Below are 18,106 nucleotides of genomic sequence, written 5' to 3' on the forward strand. Positions count from 1 at the left end.
CTAAACGCGGAAGATCGTCGGCAGCGTCAGATGGGTATAATAGACAGGTGGGGACGGCTGGGCGGCGTCGCTCGCCTGGTTCCCGGCGCACACCTCCTGCAGATCGAGCCTCCTGTCGGCCACCGCCGACGGAGAGACGGGTTCTGCAGGAGTTGTGCGCGGCGCCGAGGGGCCTCAGCGCGCGGCTCGGGAGGTGGTGCCTTCACGCACCGATGCACACCTCCTGCGTTGTCGAGCACCAGGCGGATCCCGTGGTCCGAACCGCGCCATTCTGCAGGAGATGTGCAGGACGACGCCCGCGCGGCTCCGGGAGTCGCGCGGGAGTCGAACGGTCAGGATCAGCCGCGGCGCAGCAGACCGATGCGGTCGTAGACGTCGGAAAGGGTCTTCTCGGCGACGGATGCCGCGCGCTCGGCGTTCGTCGCCAGCACCCGGTCGAGCTCGGCGGGGTCGGCGATCAGCTCGAGCGCACGTTCGCGCACCGGCTCGAACTCGTTCACCACGACCTCGGCGAGCCCCTTCTTGAAGTCGCCGTAGCCGCGGCCCGCGTACTCGTCCTCGATCGACGTGATGTCGCGGCCCGTGAGGGCCGAGTAGATCACGAGGAGGTTGGAGACCCCGGGCTTCGCGTCGCGGTCGAAGCGCACGGCGCCCTCGGAGTCGGTGACGGCGCGCATGATCTTCTTCGCGCTGACCTTCGGCTCGTCGAGCATCCAGAGCACGCCGGCGTCGGATTCGGCCGACTTCGACATCTTCGACGTGGGGTTCTGCAGGTCGTAGATGCGGGCGGTCTCGCGCTGGATCATCGGCTTGGGCATCGTGAACGTCTCGCCGAAGCTCTTGTTGAAACGTTCCGCCAGGTCGCGGGTCAGCTCGATGTGCTGCTTCTGGTCGTCGCCGACCGGCACGACGTCGGTCTGGTACAGCAGGATGTCGGCGGCCATCAGCACCGGGTACGTGAAGAGGCCGACGTTCGTGGCATCCGTCCCGTAGCGGGCCGACTTGTCTTTGAACTGGGTCATGCGTCCGGCCTCGCCGAAACCGGTCAGGGTCGACAGCACCCACTGCAGTTCGGCGTGCGCGGGCACGTGCGACTGCACGTAGAGCGTCGAGCGGGACGGCTCGATACCTGCGGCGATGTACTGTGCGGCCGTGCGGCGGGTCTTCTCGCGACGCTCGGCGGGATCACCGGGCTGCGTAAGGGCGTGCAGGTCGACGACCGAGAAGAACGCGTCGTACTCGTCCTGCAGCTGCCGCCACTGCAGCAGCGCGCCGATGTAGTTGCCGATCTGGAGGCTGTCGGCGGAGGGCTGCATTCCGGAGTAGAGGCGCTGCTGAGTCACCCCTCGATCCTAGGCGTCGGGCGCGCGCGCCCCGCGCCGGAAAAGTCCCGGTGCCGCGCACCCCGCGGGGTCAGCGCCCCAGCGTGTAGTCGACGATCACGGGGGAGTGGTCGCTCCACCGGGTGTCGTACGACGGGGCGCGGTCGACGCGGTAGGAGGTGACACGCTCGGCCAGGGCGGGGGTCGCCACGTGGTAGTCGATTCGCCAGCCGCTGTCGGTGTCGAAGGCTTTGCCGCGCATCGACCAGAACGTGTACGGGCCGTCGACCTCGCCCATTCGCCGGCGCCCCACGTCGATCCACCCCAGACCGGTGCCGACCGAACCGTCCACGCCCTCGACCCGTTCGCCGGCGGGGCCGAAGAAGCGGTCGAAGTACGCCCGCTCGCGGGGGAGGAAACCCGCGTTCTTGCGGTTACCGCGCCAGTTCTTGATGTCGAGCTCGCGGTGACCGACGTTGAGGTCGCCGGTGACGAGGGCCAGTTCGCGCTCGGCCTGGAGAGCGGCGAGGCGCTGCTCCATGGCATCCAGGAACAGCCATTTGGCGTCTTGCTTGGGGGTGTCGACCTCGCCGCTGTGCACGTAGGCGCTCACGATCGTGACGGTCTCGCCGTCGATGTCGAAGTCGGTCTCGATCCACCGCCCCGAGGCATCCAGCGGCTCGGGACCGAGGTGCGTGCGGGTCTCGACGCCGGGGAGGCGGCTGATGATCGCGACTCCCGCGCGGCCCTTCTGCAGGGCCTCGTCGTTGAAGATTCGCCAGCCCGGAAGAGCCTCGGCGAGCTGTTCCGCGGTCGCGCGGACCTCTTGGAGAGTGACGATGTCGGCCCCGGAGGCCTCGAGCCACTCGATCATGCCCTTGCGGACGGCGGCACGGATGCCGTTGACGTTGACGGAGACGATGCGTACGGAACGAGCCACCCTCCGAGCCTAACGGCGGCCTCCGACATCGACCGGGTCAGTCGGGCAGAAGCGTCGTCCGCCGCGGCGCGGGGAGGGCGGCCTTCGCGCGGGCGAGGTTCTTGCGAGCCGCGGCCGCGCGCCGCCGCGCGCGCCACCGCCAGGGCCACCGGGCGTTCGCCGCCGCCTTCTCCGCCTCGCGCACCCTCACCTGCGCGGCGATGACGAGTGCCGCCTGCTCCATCGCGAGGCGGTCTTCGGGGGAGCGCAGCGGCACGTCGCGGTCGCCCGCGGCCACGGCGATCCAGGCGGCGGACACGAGGATGACGATGCCGATCAAGCGGAACCAGAGCAGGAAGCCGATCAGGGCGGCGAACGTGCCGAGGAGCGGGTTGGTCGGTGTGTAGACGAGGAGGAAGCCCGCGCCGATCTGCAGCACGACCATTCCCCCGGCGCCGACGAGGGCCCCCGGCCACGCGCGCTTCCAGGTCAGGGTCGTTCCCGTCAGGAATCGGAACAGCGACGCCAGTGCCACCGTGTTCACGCCGAACGCGACGAAGGCCGACACCGCCCGTGCGCCGATCGTCCAGCCGGGCGTCTCGCGATCCCACCCGAGGATCCCGAAGACGAGGTCGACGGCGCCGGTCGTGATCGATCCGAGCAGGGCGCCGACGAGAAGTGCGAGTCCGAACAAGAGGGATGCCACGAAGTCGCGCGCCTTCAGCAGGACGTAGTTGCGCATGTCGAAGGGGAGCCCGAACGTGTCGCGCACCGCGCGTCGGGTGAAGGTCACGAACCCGATCGCCGTCCAGATGACCACGATCGCCGCGATGGCTCCCGTGATGCCGAGCAGCTTCCCGCTCTCCTGCGCGACGGCCTCGACCTTGTCGGGTTGCACCAGCCCGTTCTTGCTGATGAGCCCCGGGATGTAGCTGTTGATGATGCCGATGAGGCCGTCGATCGCCGCCTTGCTTCCCCCCAGCCAGATCCCCACCGCCGCGAACGACAGATAGAGCGCGGAGAAGACGGCGAACAGCCCCTGGTAGCTCATCCCGGCGGCGAGCAGGAAACCGTTGTGCTGCAGGAAGTGCCGCCACACCCGGATGGGGAACCACTGCACGAGCTTCGCGGCGCGGGCGAGGGGCTCGTCCAGGCGCTCGCGCACCGCCGTCTGCGCGGCTTCGAGACGCTCGCGGAGAGTGCGCTCGTCCTCGGCGGCCGCGGGCAGCGGTCGAGGGTCGCTGCGGCTCTCGGTCACCCGTCGAGCCTAATGAATGGATGCCGCACCCTCACCGGCCGAGACGGGATCGGCGCACAGGGGAGGGTCGTAGACGATCGACTCGCCGCCCTGCCGGGCCAGGCTCACCTCGACGCAGACCCCGTCCGAGATCACCGAGGCGGTCAGGATGCGTGTTCGCGCGATGGCGCCGTCGTCGAGCGTCGCGCGTGCCTGGCCACCGAACCGGTCGCCTGTCGGATAGAGGCGAAGCGACACGGTGGTGCCCTCGGCGTCGGCGACCCCCGCCGTCGCCACCGCCCATGCCGCCTCGCATCGCGGTGAATACATGAGCGTCACCGAGAACAGTCCATCCGCCACGGAGGTCTGGCGGATGGCCCTCGCGTCGGAAGGACACGATGTCTGCAAGGGGTCGGCGCCGTTGATCGGCGGTACCACGGGGAGGTCGCGAAGCGCTGCGGAGGGGGACGGAGCGGGACGCGATGACGAACCCGAGCCCGCTCCGACGGCGATCAGTCCGGCCACGACAACGGTCGCGGCGATGACCACGAGAGCCGGACGCCGGGATCGACGAGACGGCGGCTCGGGGGAGGGGAGCGCCGGTGCCCGCGCGGAGGAGGCCGCCAGGGCTGCGCGTCGCGTGAGCCACGCGGAGGTATCCGCCCCGAACATCCGTGAGAGTTCCCGGACGGTATTGGCGGTGGGCAGTCGACGGCCGACGAAGGCCTCAGAGATGACGCTCTTGGAGATCCGGGTGGCCATCGCCATCGACTCGAGCGTGGGGTTCCCGCGGGAGTGACGGAGGCCTCGCAGGTCGGCGGCGAAGCGGAAGACGGAATCCGGTTGAGTGTGCGTCTGGACGTCGGACGCGGAGCCCGCGTCGCCTCCGGCCAGGATGTTCATCGGACGCCGCCGTGCCCGATCAGATGCACACGGGGTTCGGCTGCTCGAAGCTCTGGCCATCGACGGTCACCGTGGCGACCCCGCAGACGCGCGCATCGACATCGGGTTCGACGAGCATCTTGGTGTACATGGACTGAACGTCGCTCTCGGTGCGGATCTGGGTGCGCTCGCTCTGCGGGTCGTCCTTGGGATAGATCTTGATGGACAGCGTGTTGCCTGAAGCCAGGCCGTCGTAGCGGGTCACCCGGCCCCAGACGGCCATGCACGAGTTGGAATACATCATCTCGATGAGCACCTGACCGTCGAGGAACCTGTCGCCTCCGGCGAGGACCGCATCGTTCTTGCAGGAGGACTGCATCGGGTCGGCGCCGGTCTCCACCGCCACATAGGTGCTGGACGGCACCGGCAGAGCCCCCGTGCTCCCGGCTTCTCTCAGGCCGAGGGGACCGGCGAGAAGCCACACCCCGCCGACGGTCAGAGTGCTGCTCAGGAGCGCGCACACCGACATGGCGATGATCAGGGTTGCCCGGGTGACGGGTCGCGCGTGCTTCCTCGGAGCGATCGGCGACGCTGCTTCGTGCGGCGTGCGCGCGGGGACGGACGCCGTCTCGGGCTGCGCCCGATACCGAGGATCGAGCGCGACACGGCGAGCGAGCCAGGGAGCAACGTCGCCGCCGAGCGCGGGCACGAGAGCGCGGAGCGTGTGTTCGGTGGGGAGTCTGCGACCCGCGAAGGCATCGGAGAGCACGCTCTTGGAGATACCGGTCGTTCGACTCATCTCGGCCAGCGACGGTGCGCCTGACGAGCTGCGGAGAGCCGCGAGATCGGCGGCGAAGCGCGCGATCGTGTCCGGTGGCTCCGTGGCAGGAACGGCGGGTTCCATGGCTCCTCTTCCTGTGGTCCGAGACGCGGAGGTGATGCGCTTCTTCTTCCCCCGAGCGGTCCCCTCGGGTGCTTGGAAGTCATTATCGCGACGACAGGAAGCGCCATCGAACACCCGGCGAACGCAAGATCGGGATTTCGCGGGCGTGGCCCACGCGCTGTCAGCGACACCCCCGCTTCCGGATTTTCCGGACTGCCGTTCCGGACCTCTTCTCGAACCCCTTCGCGCTGCGTCTCCGGTGCCGTGGCGCGTGTGTGTCGTGCGGATCTTCCGAATCCTTCCCGAACGCCTCTCGGGCTGGTCGGGGACATGATTCGCTCCTCCCACGTCGGCGTGTGGGGGTCCGCCGACGCGCGAGCCGACCCGATGACCCCTCCAAGGAATGATGATGACCAACCCTCTGCCTCACGACGCCACAGAACCCGACGCCCAGCGTCAGGGGGCCCGCGCCCCGGATGACAAGGTGACCGCGCGCGACGTCACCATCGCTTCGGCGGGATTCGCTGCGGAGGTCGCCAAGGACGTCGCCCTCGACATCCTCTGGAACATTCTGGTGTGGGCCGCGCTGATCCTGGCGATCGCGATACCGCTCGTCGGCCTCGCGCTGGGTGTGCTGTTCCTCGTTCTGGCGATACGGGGCGATCGGTCCAAGACACTGCCGGTCATCACGATCGCGTTCTCGGTCGTCGCGTGGGCGATGATGCAGAGCCCGCTCGGGATGGTGGGGGTCCTCCTTGCCTCGCGGTCGTGAGGGCATGCGCCGTCTGAGGATCGGCCTGATCGCGCTGACGATCACCGTCGTGGCATCGGCTTCGATGTCGGCGTGTTCCGCGTCTCGACCGGACTTCACCGGTCTCTGGCAGGCCGACGACGGTTCCGGACTGAAGACCGTGGAGGCCGACGGCAGGTGCACGGGGATGTACTACTACCGCGGCGCCCCGCTCGACATCGGCGGCGTCATGACCTGCACGCTCGGAGATCGATCGCAGGACGGCGACTACCTGCTGGTCGTGCGACAGCCGCCCAACGAGATCACCTATCGCCTCCGGTTCGAGGGCGACGACAACGCCGTGCTGCTCGACGGTGCCGGGGCGGAGATCGTCGCGCTGACGCGTCAATGAGTTCGCGACACCACACACAAACACCCAGAAGGAGAGTTCATGACCCGATCCCTGCGGGCGGGAGGCGCGATCGCTGCGTGCGTCGTGCTCGTCACCGTCCTCTCTGCCTGTTCCGGTAGCGGGAGCACGACCTGTCAGCAGTACGGAGAAACGGCGCTCACGGCCCGCGGCAAACTGCTGACGGATCTTCTGCGGGCACACGGCCTCGACACCGCGGATCCCGGCAACGTCCTCGGCGTGACCAACGCCGTCAACGCGTTCTGCGCGACGTACGGAGCAGCCGCGCGCGACAACCTCGACCGATCCATCGACGAGGCGGTGGACTGGTCGTCCCCGTCGTGGTGAATGGTCGTCGCCCCGGGCGAGCGTGGAACGGGCTTCGTCTCTGCCCGAGATGCGACGCCGCGAGCGGAGACAACGCGTTCGGATCCTCCGGAACGATCCCGGACGCCACTCGTCGAACGACGCGCACTGCTGTGATGCGTCACACCCCGCCTCGGCCGCTCCCTCGGGTGAGGCCGGGCGAGAACCACCGCCGTCGCGACGAACGTCGCGAGAAGAGAGAGGAAACGTGGATGTTCAAAACCGACGCGTCGCCGACGCCATCCGGCAACTGGCAGAGGGAGAGCTCCTGTCAGAAGGGCCATCGGGTCTTCACCGATCAGATGAATCCGCGCGGCCCGTACAAGTGCCCCTACTGCGGCTCCGATGTCTACTGAGAAGAGGGAACCACCGATGAACACCTTGACCGATCCGCAGGCCGCCCCCGACGATCCGCAGCAGACTCTCTACTCCGCGATGACGGCGTCATCCGCGGTGGTCTGGTTCTCGGCGTCGGCGAAAGCATCGGAGGCGTTGACCCATGTAGCGGGCCTCTTCGGCGTCTCCGTCTACGACCTCTCGATCATCGACGGGGCGTTGGCCCTCACCCCTGAACGCACCGTGCTCATGGCGCTGACGCGAAGCGCCAAGGGCATCGCCGCTTGCGTCGCCCCCATCGCGCAGGGAGGCATCGAGGCCATCGACGCTGCTCTGGCGAAGGACTGGCAGCTGACGAGGGATGCGCTTGCACGCGGTGACCTCGGGCGGAACGGCATCTTCCTCCAGCACGCGGTGCTCATGGGTGGGCAGCTGCACCCGGAGTTCGCCGACTCCGACGCTCTGGAATATGTCAACGGAGCCGATCTCGTCCACTTCGGTTCCCGCTGACGCGAAAAAGGTGTTTGCCGTCGGCCGAGATTCGCTCCGGGCCGACGGCAAACACCTTGTCGTCGTCGTCAGCGACCGCCGCGGAGGACGGCCTGCTTGACCTCGGCGATGGCCTTGGTGACCTCGATGCCGCGGGGGCACGCCTCGGTGCAGTTGAAGGTCGTGCGGCAGCGCCACACACCTTCCTTGTCGTTCAGGATGTCGAGACGCACGTCGCCGGCGTCGTCGCGCGAGTCGAAGATGAAGCGGTGCGCGTTGACGATCGCGGCGGGGCCGAAGTACTGCCCGTCCGTCCAGAACACGGGGCACGACGAGGTGCACGCGGCGCAGAGGATGCACTTCGTGGTGTCGTCGAAGACCTCGCGGTCGACGATCGACTGCACGCGCTCCTTGCCGGGCTCGGGCTTCGAGTTCGAGATGAGGAAGGGCTGCACCTCGCGGTAGGAGGCGAAGAACGGCTCCATGTCGACGATGAGGTCCTTCTCGAGGGGCAGGCCCTTGATCGCCTCGACGTAGATCGGCTGCGAGATGTCGAGATCCTTGATCAGCGTCTTGCAGGCCAGGCGGTTGCGGCCGTTGATGCGCATGGCATCCGATCCGCAGATGCCGTGCGCGCACGAGCGGCGGAACGACAGCGAGCCGTCGACCTCCCACTTGATCTTGTGCAGGGCGTCGAGCACGCGGTCGGTGGAGTACAGCTCCACGTCGTAGTCGACCCAGCGGGGCTCGTCGTCGACCTCGGGGTCGAAGCGGCGGATGTTGAAGGTGACGAGGAACGACTGGATGCCGGTGTCCTCAGGAGTCTGCTCGACCTCGTCCGAGGTGTCGACCTGCTCGATGACGGTGGATGCCATCTCAGTACTTCCTCTCCAGCGGCGGGTAGCGCAGCTCCCCGGCCTCGTTCTTGGTGAAGACCACGGGCTTCCAGCCGAGTTCGATGTGATCCGCGGGGTGAGACGAGTGCGGGTCGCCCGACAGGTACGCCATGGTGTGCTGCATGTAGTTCTCGTCGTCGCGCGTGGGGAAGTCGTCGCGCATGTGACCGCCACGGCTTTCTTCACGGTTCTGAGCCGAGTAGACGACGACCTCGGCGAGGTCGAGCAGGAAGCCCAGCTCGACCGCTTCGAGCAGGTCGGTGTTGAAACGCTTGCCCTTGTCGTCGACGTGGATGTTCTTGTAGCGCTCGCGCAGGTCGGCGATCACGTCCATGACATGGGCGAGGGACTCGTGCGTGCGGAACACCTGCGCGCCCTTGTCCATCTCGTCCTGCAGCGTCTTGCGGAGCACCGCGATGCGCTCGGTGCCACTGTTGTTGCGGAGCCCCTCGATCAGGCCGCGCACCTCGGCGGCGGGGTCCTCGGGGAGCGGCACGAAGTCGGCGGTCTTGACGTACTCGACGGCGTTGCGGCCGGCGCGCTTGCCGAAGACGTTGATGTCGAGCAGCGAGTTCGTGCCCAGGCGGTTCGAGCCGTGCACCGAGACGCACGCGCACTCGCCGGCGGCGTAGAGGCCCGGAACGACGGTGTCGTTGTCGGCGAGCACCTCGGCCTTGATGTTGGTGGGGATTCCGCCCATCGCGTAGTGCGCGGTCGGCATGACCGGCACGGGCTCGACGACCGGGTCGACACCCAGGTACGTGCGGGCGAACTCGGTGATGTCGGGGAGCTTGGTCTCGAGCACCTCGGCACCCAGGTGCGTGCAGTCCAGCAGCACGTAGTCGCGGTGGGGGCCGGCGCCGCGGCCCTCGGCCACTTCCTGGACCATGCAGCGCGCGACGATGTCACGCGGAGCGAGGTCCTTGATGGTCGGGGCGTAGCGCTCCATGAAGCGCTCACCGCTGGCGTTGCGCAGGATCGCGCCCTCGCCGCGGGCTCCCTCGGTGAGCAGGATGCCGAGACCGGCAAGGCCGGTGGGGTGGAACTGGAAGAACTCCATGTCCTCCAGCGGAAGGCCCTTGCGCCACACGATGCCGACGCCGTCACCGGTGAGGGTGTGGGCGTTCGAGGTGGTCTTGAAGATCTTGCCGAAGCCGCCGGTGGCGAAGATGACGGCCTTCGACTGGAAGACGTGGAGCTCACCGGTGGAGAGGTCGTACGCGACGACGCCGGCGACCTGGGTCTTGCCCGCGGCATCCTTCACCGTGATGAGGTCGAGCACGTAGAACTCGTTGAAGAAGTTGATGCCGAGCTTGACGCAGTTCTGGAAGAGCGTCTGCAGGATCATGTGGCCGGTGCGGTCGGCGGCGTAGCACGCGCGGCGCACGGGCGTCTTTCCGTGGTCGGCGGTGTGACCACCGAAACGGCGCTGGTCGATCTTGCCCTCGGGCGTGCGGTTGAACGGCAGGCCCATGTTCTCGAGGTCGATGACGGCGTCGATCGCCTCTTTGGCGAGGATCTCCGCGGCATCCTGGTCGACGAGGTAGTCGCCGCCCTTGATGGTGTCGAAGGTGTGCCACTCCCACGAGTCCTCTTCGACGTTGGCCAGCGCCGCGGCCATGCCGCCCTGCGCCGCACCGGTGTGCGAGCGGGTGGGGTAGAGCTTCGAGATGACGGCGGTCTTCGCGCCGGGGCCGGCCTCGATGGCCGCGCGCATGCCGGCGCCGCCGGCGCCGACGATCACGACGTCGAACTGGTGGTAGTGGACGCCGTCCTTGACGACGGAATCCGAGGAAGTCTGGGTGCTCACGTGTGCGATACCTCTGCTGTCAGGGGAAAGAAGGGATGCCGTCGGCTCACGCCGCCTGGCACGCGTCCCAGAGGGTGCTGCTCTCGGTCACGCCGAGGCAGGGGTCGAAGGTGAAGACCACCAGCGTGCCGAGCAGGATGAGGAATCCGGCCGACAGCCACAGCGACCACACGAGGACCTTGCGGACCGTGGCGTTGGTGACGTAGTCGTTCACGATCGTGCGCATGCCGTTGGCGCCGTGGATGAGGGCCAGCCACAGCATCAGCACGTCCCACCACTGCCAGAACGGCGAGGCGAGCTTGCCGGCGACGAACGCGAAATCGATCTGGTGGATGCCGTCGTTCGTCATGAGGTTGACGAACAGGTGGCCGAAGATCAGGACGATCAGCAGCACGCCGGAGGCGCGCATGTAGATCCAGCCCCACTTCTCGAGGTTGGAGCCCTTCTTGCGGACGCTCGGCGTACGCGGGGCGGGAATCGTGCTGGCTTCCTGGGCGACGGACATCAGTGGCTCCCGGTGACGGCGCTGAAGACGTTGATGAGGTGGCGCGGGGTGAAACCGAGCATCGTGACGACCCAGAGGCCGAGGACGCCCCACCAGAGCTGACGCTGGTGACGGGTGGCCCAGGGCCAGAAGTCGACCAGGATGATGCGCAGGCCGTTGAACGCGTGGTAAGCGATCGCGCCGACGAGAGCGACTTCGCCGAGCCCCATGATCGGGTTCTTGTAGGTGCCGATCACGGCGTCGTACGCCTCGGGCGACACGCGGATCAGGGCGGTGTCGAGGATGTGCACCAGAAGGAAGAAGAAGATCGCCACGCCCGTGATGCGGTGCAGGACCCACGACCACATGCCCTCGCGGCCGCGGTACAGCGTGCCGCGCGGCCTCTTCGAGGTGGTCTCTTTCACCGACGGCGTGGCACGTGCTGGTGCTGACACGGTCGTCCTCCCTGATCGAACACGGTGGGGGAGCCGGCAGAGGCCCCAAGCGTCACACGGGCGCAAGAAAATACTACGTCCGAGCTATGAACAGAGGGGATTAGGGGGTCCTAACAGTCTCTCGACATCGAGATACTTTCCGGATGCCTCGGCCCCGGCGGTCCGTCTCGCCCTGTGCGACCGGGGAAGAGGGGGACAGACGCTGCCACTAGGGTCGGTGCCATGGCAGACCCCGCTATCGACGACTTCTACGCCGTGATCCCCGCCGGGGGCATCGGCAGCCGCTTGTGGCCGCTCTCGCGCGCCGACGCCCCGAAGTTCCTCCACGACCTCACCGGGTCGGGTCAGACCCTGCTGCGCGACACCTGGGATCGCCTCGCGCCGTTGTCGGGCGAGGGGCGCATCGCGGTGGTCACGGGCCGCGCGCACCGCGCCGCCGTGGAGCGCGAGCTCCCGGGCGTCCCGGACCACAACGTCTTCCTCGAGTCGGAGCCCCGCGATTCCTCCGCGGCGATCGGCTTGGCCGCCGCGATCCTCGTGCGTCGTGAGCCCGACGTCATCATCGGCTCCTTCGCCGCCGACCACGTCATCCGTCAGACCCGGCAGTTCGAGTTCGCCGTGCGTCAGGCCGTGGCCGTCGCGCGCGAGGGGTACATCTGCACGATCGGCATCCAGCCCAGTGAGGCCTCGGTGGGCTTCGGCTACATCAAGCAGGCGGGCGAGCTCATCGTCGACGGTGCCCCCGAGGCGTACATGGTGGAGCGCTTCGTCGAGAAGCCCGACCTCGAGACGGCGAAGCAGTACTTCGAGGACCGCGCGTACCTCTGGAACGCCGGCATGTTCATCACGCGCGCGGACGTCCTCCTCGCCGAGCTCGCGGTCAACGAGCCCGAACTGCACGCGGGACTGCTCGAGCTGGCGGAGGCGTGGGACGATCGCGACCGTCGCGGACCCGCCGTCGACCGCCTCTGGCCGAGCCTGAAGAAGATCGCCATCGACTACTCCGTCGCGGAGCCGGCGGCCGAGAAGGGGCGCCTCGCCGTCATCCCGGGGCACTTCGACTGGGACGACGTGGGAGACTTCGCGAGCCTGTCCAAGCTCAACTCGCACGGTCGCAACGAGCTCGCGATCCTCGGTGAGGGCGCTCGCGTGCTCGCCGATGCCTCCAGCGGAATCGTCGTGACCCAGACCAAGCGCGTGATCAGCCTCATCGGCGTCCGCGACATCGTCGTGGTCGACACCCCCGACGCGCTCCTGGTGACCACCGCCGAGAACGCGCAGCGCGTGAAAGGCGTCGTCGACGCCCTCAAGCTCACCGGCCGCGGGGACGTGCTGTAAGAGACCGGATGCCAGGATGCGTGGCATCCGGTTCCGCTCGCCGCGCTGGCGTGTGGCGGACGGATCACGTGAGATTGCGTCTTTGTAACCATTGCCGCGCACGGGGCCTCCGGGGACGCAAGCGGATCGTCACAGTGGGTAACGTGACGGGATCGTCCCCCGAACCCGTTGGGGGCCCCCGTCTTGGAGGACCATTCGTGAAGACCACGAAGAAGGCCGTTTTCAGCGGTCTCGCCATGATCGGCACTGCTGTGCTGCTCGCCGGCTGCGGCGCCGCACCCGAAAGCACCGGTTCGTCCGCTGCTGCCGGGGGAGACCTCGTCGAGGGCTTCACGCCCTGCATCATCTCGGATGACGGCGGCTGGAACGACCGTTCGTTCAACCAGTCGGCGAAGGAGGGCATCGACAAGGCGGCGAAGGAGCTCGGCGTCAAGGCGATCGAGGTCGAGTCCAGCTCGGCGAACGACTACGCCCCGAACCTCGAGAACCTCGTCGCCGAGGGGTGCACGTTCATCGTCGCGGTGGGCTTCAAGCTCAGCGCCGACACCGTCGCCTCGGCCAAGGCCAACCCGAACCTCCAGTACGCGATCATCGACGACCGCGCCGACACCGACAACGACGGCAAGACCGACGCCCCGAACATCAAGCCGTTGCTGTTCGACACCGTCCAGGCCGCCTACCTCGGCGGCTACGCCGCGGCCGCCTACTCCGCGGAGAACGGCGTGAACAAGGTCGGCACCGTCGGTGGCATCCCGATCCCGCCCGTCACGATCTTCATGGACGGCTTCGTCGACGGCGTCAAGAAGTACGACGAGGACAAGGGCGCCAGCGTCCAGACCTTCGGCTGGGACGTCGCCGCCCAGAACGGTTCGTTCACCGGTGGCTTCGCGGCCAACGACGCCGCCAAGCAGGCCGCTCAGGGTCTGCTCGACCAGGGCGTCGACGTGCTCCTGCCCGTCGGTGGCCCGATCTACAGCAGCGCGGCCGACGCGATCCGCGACAGCGGCTCGAAGAGCGTCATGCTCGGTGTCGACTCCGACCTCGCCAAGGCCGACCCGAACGTGGCGGACCTCGTGCTGACCTCGATCCTCAAGCGCATCGACACCGCCGTGTACGACTCGGTCACGCAGGCGGCCAAGGGTGAGTTCGACGTCACCCCGTACGTCGGCACGCTCGAGAACGACGGCGTCGGCCTGGCCGACTTCAACTCGAAGTTCACGCTGCCCGCCGGCCTGACCGACGAGCTCTCCGCGCTGCGCGAGCAGATCGTGTCGGGTTCGCTCAAGGTCACCTCGCCCAGCTCGCCGTAAGGCGTTCTCCTCGAACCGCGGTCGGTCGGACCAGGAGTCCGACCGACCGCGGTTTCTTTCCGTCTTCAGAACGTCTTCGAATAAGGTGCACAGCATGAAGCTCGAGCTCCGCGGCATCACCAAGCGGTTCGGGTCCCTGGTTGCGAACGACCACATCGATCTGGTCGTGCAACCTGGTGAGATCCACGCTCTCCTCGGAGAGAACGGTGCCGGTAAATCCACCCTCATGAACGTCCTCTACGGCCTCTACCAGGCCGACGAGGGCGAGATCCTGCTGGACGACGTCGTCCAGCGCTTCCGCGGTCCCGGCGACGCCATGGCCGCGGGTATCGGCATGGTGCACCAGCACTTCATGCTCATCCCCGTCTTCACCGTCGCCGAGAACGTCATGCTCGGTCACGAGAACACCAAGGCGCTGGGGGCACTCGACCTCAACGCCGCCCGCACGCACGTGCGCGATGTCGCGCAGCGCTTCGGGTTCGAGGTCGACCCCGACGCCCTCGTCGGAGACCTCCCGGTCGGCGTGCAGCAGCGCGTCGAGATCATCAAAGCGCTGTCCCGGGATGCCAAGGTCCTCGTGTTCGACGAGCCCACGGCCGTGCTCACCCCGCAGGAGACCGACGAGCTCATGGGCATCATGCGTCAGCTGCGCGACGAGGGCACGTCCATCGTGTTCATCACGCACAAGCTGCGCGAGGTGCGCGAGGTCGCCGATCGCATCACCGTCGTCCGCCTGGGCAAGATCGTCGGCGAGGCCGAGCCGACCGCCAGCAACGGCGAACTGGCCTCGCTCATGGTCGGTCGTGCGGTCGAGCTGACCGTGGTGAAAGAGGCGCCGAAGGCGGCGGCATCCGGAGGTCTTTCGATCCGCAACCTCCGCGTCGTCACCGCTGAGGGGACCGTGGTCGTCGACGACGTCGATCTCGACGTGCGGCCCGGCGAGATCGTCGCGATCGCCGGTGTGCAGGGCAACGGGCAGACCGAGCTGGTCGAGGCCATCGTCGGCCTCGCCGACGGGGTGACCGGCTCCGTCGAGCTGGACGGTACCGATCTGGTCGGCAAGAGCGTCCGCGCGATCCTCGACGCGGGCGTCGGCTTCGTGCCCGAGGACCGTAAGGAAGACGGTCTGGTCGGGGGCTTCTCCGTCGCGGAGAACCTCATCCTCGACCGCTCGTCCGACGCCGCGTTCGTCGCGGGGGGCACCATCAAGCGCACCGCCCTGGCGAGCTTCGCCCGGGATCGGATCGCGGAGTACGACATCCGCACGCAGTCGGCATCCACCCCGGTCGGCACCCTGTCGGGCGGCAACCAGCAGAAGGTCGTCATCGCCCGCGAGATGAGCCGCCCGCTCAAGCTGTTCGTCGCCGCGCAGCCCACCCGCGGTGTCGATGTGGGATCGATCGAATTCATCCACAAGCAGATCGTCGCCGCGCGCGATGCGGGAGTGCCCGTGATCGTCGTGTCGACCGAGCTCGACGAGATCGCCGCCCTCGGCGACCGCATCGCGGTGATGTACCGCGGCGGCATCGTGGGCATCGTGCCGGGGAACACCCCGCGCGAGGTCCTCGGGCTCATGATGGCGGGCGAGCAGCCCGCGGAGGAGACAGCGTGAGCGGCCACATCCCGAGCACGGGTGCCAACGGCGAGTCCGGCCTCCCGCCGGAGCAGTTGCCGTCCGCGTCGGGGCCGCTGACCGGCCACACCCCGGCCGAGACGCCCGCACCGCCCCGTACGAACCAGTTCCTCACCGAGCTGTTGCGTTCGTCGTGGATCACGACCGTCCTCGCCGTCGTCGCGGCGATGATCGTCGGTGGCATCCTCATGGCCGCCACGAACGACCAGGTGCGGGTCACGGCGGGCTACTTCTTCGCCCGCCCCGGCGACATGCTGGGCGCGATCTGGAACTCCGTCTACGGCGGCTACGAAGCGCTGTTCCGCGGTGCCGTGTTCAACTCCCGTGTCGCCGACTTCGGCGCGCAGATCCGCCCCCTCACGAACACCGTCGGGTTCGCGGCTCCGCTGATCGCGGCCGGTCTCGGCGTCGCGCTGGCGTTCCGCGTCGGCCTGTTCAACATCGGTGGACGCGGTCAGATCCTCATCGCGTGCGCGTTCGCCGGACTCGTCACCTTCAACCTCGACCTGCCGATGATCATTCAGCTGCCGCTGACGCTCATCGTCGGTATCGCCGGGGGAGCGCTCTGGGGCGGGATCGTGGGTCTGCTGAAGGCGCGCACCGGCGCGCATGAGGTCATCCTCACGATCATGCTCAACTACGTCGCCTACTACCTGGTGACGTGGATGGTGCGCACTCCGGGCCTGCTGCAGCGCGCGGCCGGTGACCAGCCGATCTCTTCGGCCACCCCCGCGAACGCGCAGTTCCCCGAGCTGTTCGGTCCCCAGTTCCCGCTGCTCGATCTCGGCTTCGTCTTCGTGATCGCCGCGACGGTCTTCGTCTGGTGGCTCATGGAGCGCTCGAGCCTCGGGTTCCGCCTCCGCGCGGTGGGGGAGAACCCGCACGCTGCCCGTGCCGCAGGCATCTCGGTGCCCCGCATGTACGTCTACGCGATGCTCTTCGCCGGAGGCCTTGCGGGCCTCGCGGGCATGAACCAGATCCAGGGTGCGGTGACCACGGGCTTCGACGGCCTCATCGACTCCGGCATCGGCTTCGACGCCATCACCGTGGCCCTGCTCGGCCGCAGTCGTCCGTGGGGCGTGTTCGCGGCCGGCATCCTGTTCGGAGCCCTCAAGTCGGGCTCGTTCACGATGCAGGCGTCGCAGGGCATCCCCGTCGACATCGTGCTCGTCGTGCAGGCCCTCATCGTGCTGTTCATCGCGGCCCCGCCGCTCGTGCGCACGATCTTCTTCCTCCCCAAGAGCGAGGCCGAGCGCGCGGCCAAAGACCGGGCCAAGGCGGCCAAGAAGGCGGTGGCGGCATGACCGCGACGCATCTCGCGGATGACGCGATCCAGCTGACCACGGTGCGCGTGCGCCACGTCAAGCTGGCGGTGAGCCTGGCGGTCGTCACCGTCCTGCTCGCCCTGCTGTTCGCTCTCGTCCCGCGTGACGGGCAGAGCACGTTCCGCCTGGGCGACCCGGCGTCGGACATCGACCTCGGCAGCGTGGCGGTGCCGACCGCGGCGACCAGCTGGGGCGTGCTCGTCGTGCTCGTCCTGCTGACCGCGTGGTCGGTCTGGGACGCGGTGAGCTACCGGCGCACCGCGCTGTGGCTTCCCGTCGTCTTCGGTGCCCTGGCGGTGTTCGCGTTCCTCGTCTGGGCCGCGGCCGACGGTCTCGTCCCGGTCACGGGTCTGCTGTTCGGGGCGCTCTCGCTGTCCGTCCCGCTGATCTTCGGGGCGCTCGGCGGTGTCATCGGCGAGCGGGTCGGTGTCGTCAACGTCGCCATCGAAGGGCAGTTCCTGTTCGGGGCGTTCAGCGCCGCGCTCGTGGCATCCCTCACCCGCAACCCCTTCCTGGGGCTCATCGCAGCCATGGTGGGCGGCGTGCTGGTCGCCTTCGTGCTCGCGGCCTTCTCGATCAAGTACCTGGTCGACCAGGTGATCGTCGGTGTCGTGCTCAATGTGCTCGTCACGGGTCTGACCGGCTTCCTGTACGGCGCCCTGCTGGTGCCGAACGAAGACATCATGAACCGCCCCGAGCGCTTCCCCCGCATCGAGATCCCGCTGCTGGGCGACATCCCGATCATCGGGCCGGTGCTGTTCAACCAGACCTTCATCGTCTACCTGATGTACGTCGTCGTCGCCGTGGTCGCCTGGGGGCTCTACCGCACGCGCTGGGGTCTGCGCCTGCGCGCGGTGGGCGAGCACCCTCAGGCCGCCGACACCGTCGGCATCAAGGTCAACTCGAGTCGGTTCTGGAACGTCTCGCTCGCCGGCGCCATCGCCGGTATCGGCGGCGCGTACTTCACGCTCGTCTCGGTGGGGCAGTTCACAAAGGAGATGACCGCCGGCCTCGGCTTCATCGCCCTCGCCGCCGTCATCTTCGGTCGCTGGGATCCGATCCGTGCGACGCTCGCCGCCCTGCTCTTCGGCTTCGCGACCAACCTCCAGAACCTGTTGACGGTGCTGCGCACGCCCATCCCCAGTGAGTTCATGCTCATGCTGCCCTACATCGTGACGATCATCGCGGTGGCCGGCTTCGCGGGGCAGATCCGCGGACCCGCCGCCGCCGGCAAACCGTATATCAAGGGCTGACCGAGCCCCTCACCCCCTTCACGAGAGGA

At 68.0% G+C, this 18,106-nt stretch carries 18 protein-coding genes; 9 read left to right on the top strand and 9 right to left on the bottom strand.

Annotated elements, in window-relative coordinates; translation table 11 throughout:
- Positions 1-338 precede the first annotated feature (338 nt).
- The 5 genes from trpS to NS220_RS07540 form a co-directional block, all read right to left on the bottom strand.
- Positions 339-1,343, bottom strand: a complete 1,005-nt coding sequence (trpS, locus tag NS220_RS07520) for a tryptophan--tRNA ligase (RefSeq protein ID WP_081323031.1) — start codon at positions 1,341-1,343, stop codon at positions 339-341.
- Positions 1,344-1,413: 70 nt separating this feature from the next.
- Entirely contained in the window at positions 1,414-2,262 is an 849-nt protein-coding gene (locus NS220_RS07525; RefSeq protein WP_058623464.1) for an exodeoxyribonuclease III, read from the bottom strand.
- 37 nt (positions 2,263-2,299) lie between these two features.
- Positions 2,300-3,499, bottom strand: a complete 1,200-nt coding sequence (locus NS220_RS07530; RefSeq protein ID WP_193755305.1) for a YihY/virulence factor BrkB family protein — start codon at positions 3,497-3,499, stop codon at positions 2,300-2,302.
- A gap of 9 nt (positions 3,500-3,508) precedes the next feature.
- Positions 3,509-4,381 carry a DUF2690 domain-containing protein gene (locus tag NS220_RS07535; protein ID WP_058623465.1) on the bottom strand — a complete coding sequence of 291 codons (873 nt, stop codon included), beginning with the start codon at positions 4,379-4,381 and terminating at the stop codon, positions 3,509-3,511.
- A 19-nt stretch (positions 4,382-4,400) separates the two neighbouring features.
- Positions 4,401-5,264 (bottom strand): helix-turn-helix domain-containing protein, encoded by an 864-nt coding sequence (locus NS220_RS07540; protein WP_058623466.1) that lies wholly within the window; start codon positions 5,262-5,264, stop codon positions 4,401-4,403.
- Positions 5,265-5,652: 388 nt separating this feature from the next.
- Between NS220_RS07540 and NS220_RS07545 the strand changes: the two genes are divergently transcribed.
- The 4 genes from NS220_RS07545 to NS220_RS07560 all read left to right on the top strand — a co-directional run bounded on the left by NS220_RS07545 (position 5,653) and on the right by NS220_RS07560 (position 7,594).
- Complete coding sequence (locus NS220_RS07545; protein ID WP_153004201.1) at positions 5,653-6,015, top strand: hypothetical protein; 363 nt, start codon at positions 5,653-5,655, stop codon at positions 6,013-6,015.
- Positions 6,016-6,019: 4 nt separating this feature from the next.
- Entirely contained in the window at positions 6,020-6,385 is a 366-nt protein-coding gene (locus tag NS220_RS07550) for a hypothetical protein (protein ID WP_058623468.1), read from the top strand.
- 39 nt (positions 6,386-6,424) lie between these two features.
- Positions 6,425-6,730 carry a hypothetical protein gene (locus NS220_RS07555; protein WP_058623469.1) on the top strand — a complete coding sequence of 102 codons (306 nt, stop codon included), beginning with the start codon at positions 6,425-6,427 and terminating at the stop codon, positions 6,728-6,730.
- A 390-nt stretch (positions 6,731-7,120) separates the two neighbouring features.
- Positions 7,121-7,594: a hypothetical protein gene (locus NS220_RS07560; protein WP_058623470.1), complete on the top strand. Its 474-nt coding sequence runs from the start codon at positions 7,121-7,123 to the stop codon at positions 7,592-7,594.
- Positions 7,595-7,662: 68 nt separating this feature from the next.
- On the opposite strand, the gene NS220_RS07565 is transcribed toward NS220_RS07560, so the two are convergent.
- The 4 genes from NS220_RS07565 to sdhC are packed head-to-tail and all read right to left on the bottom strand — an operon-like array spanning position 7,663 to position 11,218.
- The gene (locus tag NS220_RS07565) at positions 7,663-8,448 is read right to left on the bottom strand and encodes a succinate dehydrogenase iron-sulfur subunit (protein ID WP_058623471.1); all 786 of its coding nucleotides are present in this window, start codon (positions 8,446-8,448) and stop codon (positions 7,663-7,665) included.
- Position 8,449: 1 nt separating this feature from the next.
- On the bottom strand, positions 8,450-10,279 hold the full coding sequence (gene sdhA, locus NS220_RS07570) for a succinate dehydrogenase flavoprotein subunit (protein ID WP_058623472.1): 1,830 nt from the start codon (positions 10,277-10,279) through the stop codon (positions 8,450-8,452).
- Positions 10,280-10,325: 46 nt separating this feature from the next.
- Complete coding sequence (locus tag NS220_RS07575; protein WP_058623473.1) at positions 10,326-10,784, bottom strand: succinate dehydrogenase hydrophobic membrane anchor subunit; 459 nt, start codon at positions 10,782-10,784, stop codon at positions 10,326-10,328.
- Entirely contained in the window at positions 10,784-11,218 is a 435-nt protein-coding gene (sdhC, locus tag NS220_RS07580) for a succinate dehydrogenase, cytochrome b556 subunit (protein WP_013583715.1), read from the bottom strand. The genes NS220_RS07575 and sdhC overlap by 1 nt, the downstream gene beginning before the upstream one ends.
- Positions 11,219-11,440: 222 nt before the next feature.
- Here sdhC and NS220_RS07585 point away from each other — a divergent pair, with 222 nt between their 5' ends.
- The 5 genes from NS220_RS07585 (at position 11,441) to NS220_RS07605 (ending at position 18,077) form a co-directional block, all read left to right on the top strand.
- Complete coding sequence (locus NS220_RS07585) at positions 11,441-12,556, top strand: mannose-1-phosphate guanylyltransferase (RefSeq protein ID WP_058623474.1); 1,116 nt, start codon at positions 11,441-11,443, stop codon at positions 12,554-12,556.
- 236 nt (positions 12,557-12,792) lie between these two features.
- Positions 12,793-13,866 carry a BMP family lipoprotein gene (locus NS220_RS07590; protein ID WP_058623496.1) on the top strand — a complete coding sequence of 358 codons (1,074 nt, stop codon included), beginning with the start codon at positions 12,793-12,795 and terminating at the stop codon, positions 13,864-13,866.
- Between the two features lie 94 nt (positions 13,867-13,960).
- Positions 13,961-15,478: an ABC transporter ATP-binding protein gene (locus NS220_RS07595; RefSeq protein ID WP_058623475.1), complete on the top strand. Its 1,518-nt coding sequence runs from the start codon at positions 13,961-13,963 to the stop codon at positions 15,476-15,478.
- Positions 15,475-16,803 (top strand): ABC transporter permease, encoded by a 1,329-nt coding sequence (locus NS220_RS07600; protein ID WP_058623476.1) that lies wholly within the window; start codon positions 15,475-15,477, stop codon positions 16,801-16,803. Before NS220_RS07595 ends, NS220_RS07600 begins: the two co-directional genes overlap by 4 nt.
- Positions 16,800-18,077, top strand: a complete 1,278-nt coding sequence (locus NS220_RS07605) for an ABC transporter permease (RefSeq protein WP_058623477.1) — start codon at positions 16,800-16,802, stop codon at positions 18,075-18,077. Before NS220_RS07600 ends, NS220_RS07605 begins: the two co-directional genes overlap by 4 nt.
- Positions 18,078-18,106: the final 29 nt, after the last annotated feature.

Source organism: Microbacterium testaceum, from assembly GCF_001476655.1.
Lineage (GTDB): Bacteria > Actinomycetota > Actinomycetes > Actinomycetales > Microbacteriaceae > Microbacterium > Microbacterium testaceum_C.

What these genes read in the sequence shown, in the direction of transcription:
- NS220_RS07535 (WP_058623465.1), bottom strand. Translation starts at nt 4,381, where the DNA reads ATGAACATCCTGGCCGGAGGCGACGCGGGCTCCGCGTCCGACGTCCAG.
- NS220_RS07540 (WP_058623466.1), bottom strand. Translation starts at nt 5,264, where the DNA reads ATGGAACCCGCCGTTCCTGCCACGGAGCCACCGGACACGATCGCGCGC.
- NS220_RS07545 (WP_153004201.1), top strand. Translation starts at nt 5,653, where the DNA reads ATGACCAACCCTCTGCCTCACGACGCCACAGAACCCGACGCCCAGCGT.
- NS220_RS07550 (WP_058623468.1), top strand. Translation starts at nt 6,020, where the DNA reads ATGCGCCGTCTGAGGATCGGCCTGATCGCGCTGACGATCACCGTCGTG.
- NS220_RS07555 (WP_058623469.1), top strand. Translation starts at nt 6,425, where the DNA reads ATGACCCGATCCCTGCGGGCGGGAGGCGCGATCGCTGCGTGCGTCGTG.
- NS220_RS07560 (WP_058623470.1), top strand. Translation starts at nt 7,121, where the DNA reads ATGAACACCTTGACCGATCCGCAGGCCGCCCCCGACGATCCGCAGCAG.
- NS220_RS07565 (WP_058623471.1), bottom strand. Translation starts at nt 8,448, where the DNA reads ATGGCATCCACCGTCATCGAGCAGGTCGACACCTCGGACGAGGTCGAG.
- NS220_RS07575 (WP_058623473.1), bottom strand. Translation starts at nt 10,784, where the DNA reads ATGTCCGTCGCCCAGGAAGCCAGCACGATTCCCGCCCCGCGTACGCCG.
- NS220_RS07585 (WP_058623474.1), top strand. Translation starts at nt 11,441, where the DNA reads ATGGCAGACCCCGCTATCGACGACTTCTACGCCGTGATCCCCGCCGGG.
- NS220_RS07590 (WP_058623496.1), top strand. Translation starts at nt 12,793, where the DNA reads ATGATCGGCACTGCTGTGCTGCTCGCCGGCTGCGGCGCCGCACCCGAA.
- NS220_RS07595 (WP_058623475.1), top strand. Translation starts at nt 13,961, where the DNA reads ATGAAGCTCGAGCTCCGCGGCATCACCAAGCGGTTCGGGTCCCTGGTT.
- NS220_RS07605 (WP_058623477.1), top strand. Translation starts at nt 16,800, where the DNA reads ATGACCGCGACGCATCTCGCGGATGACGCGATCCAGCTGACCACGGTG.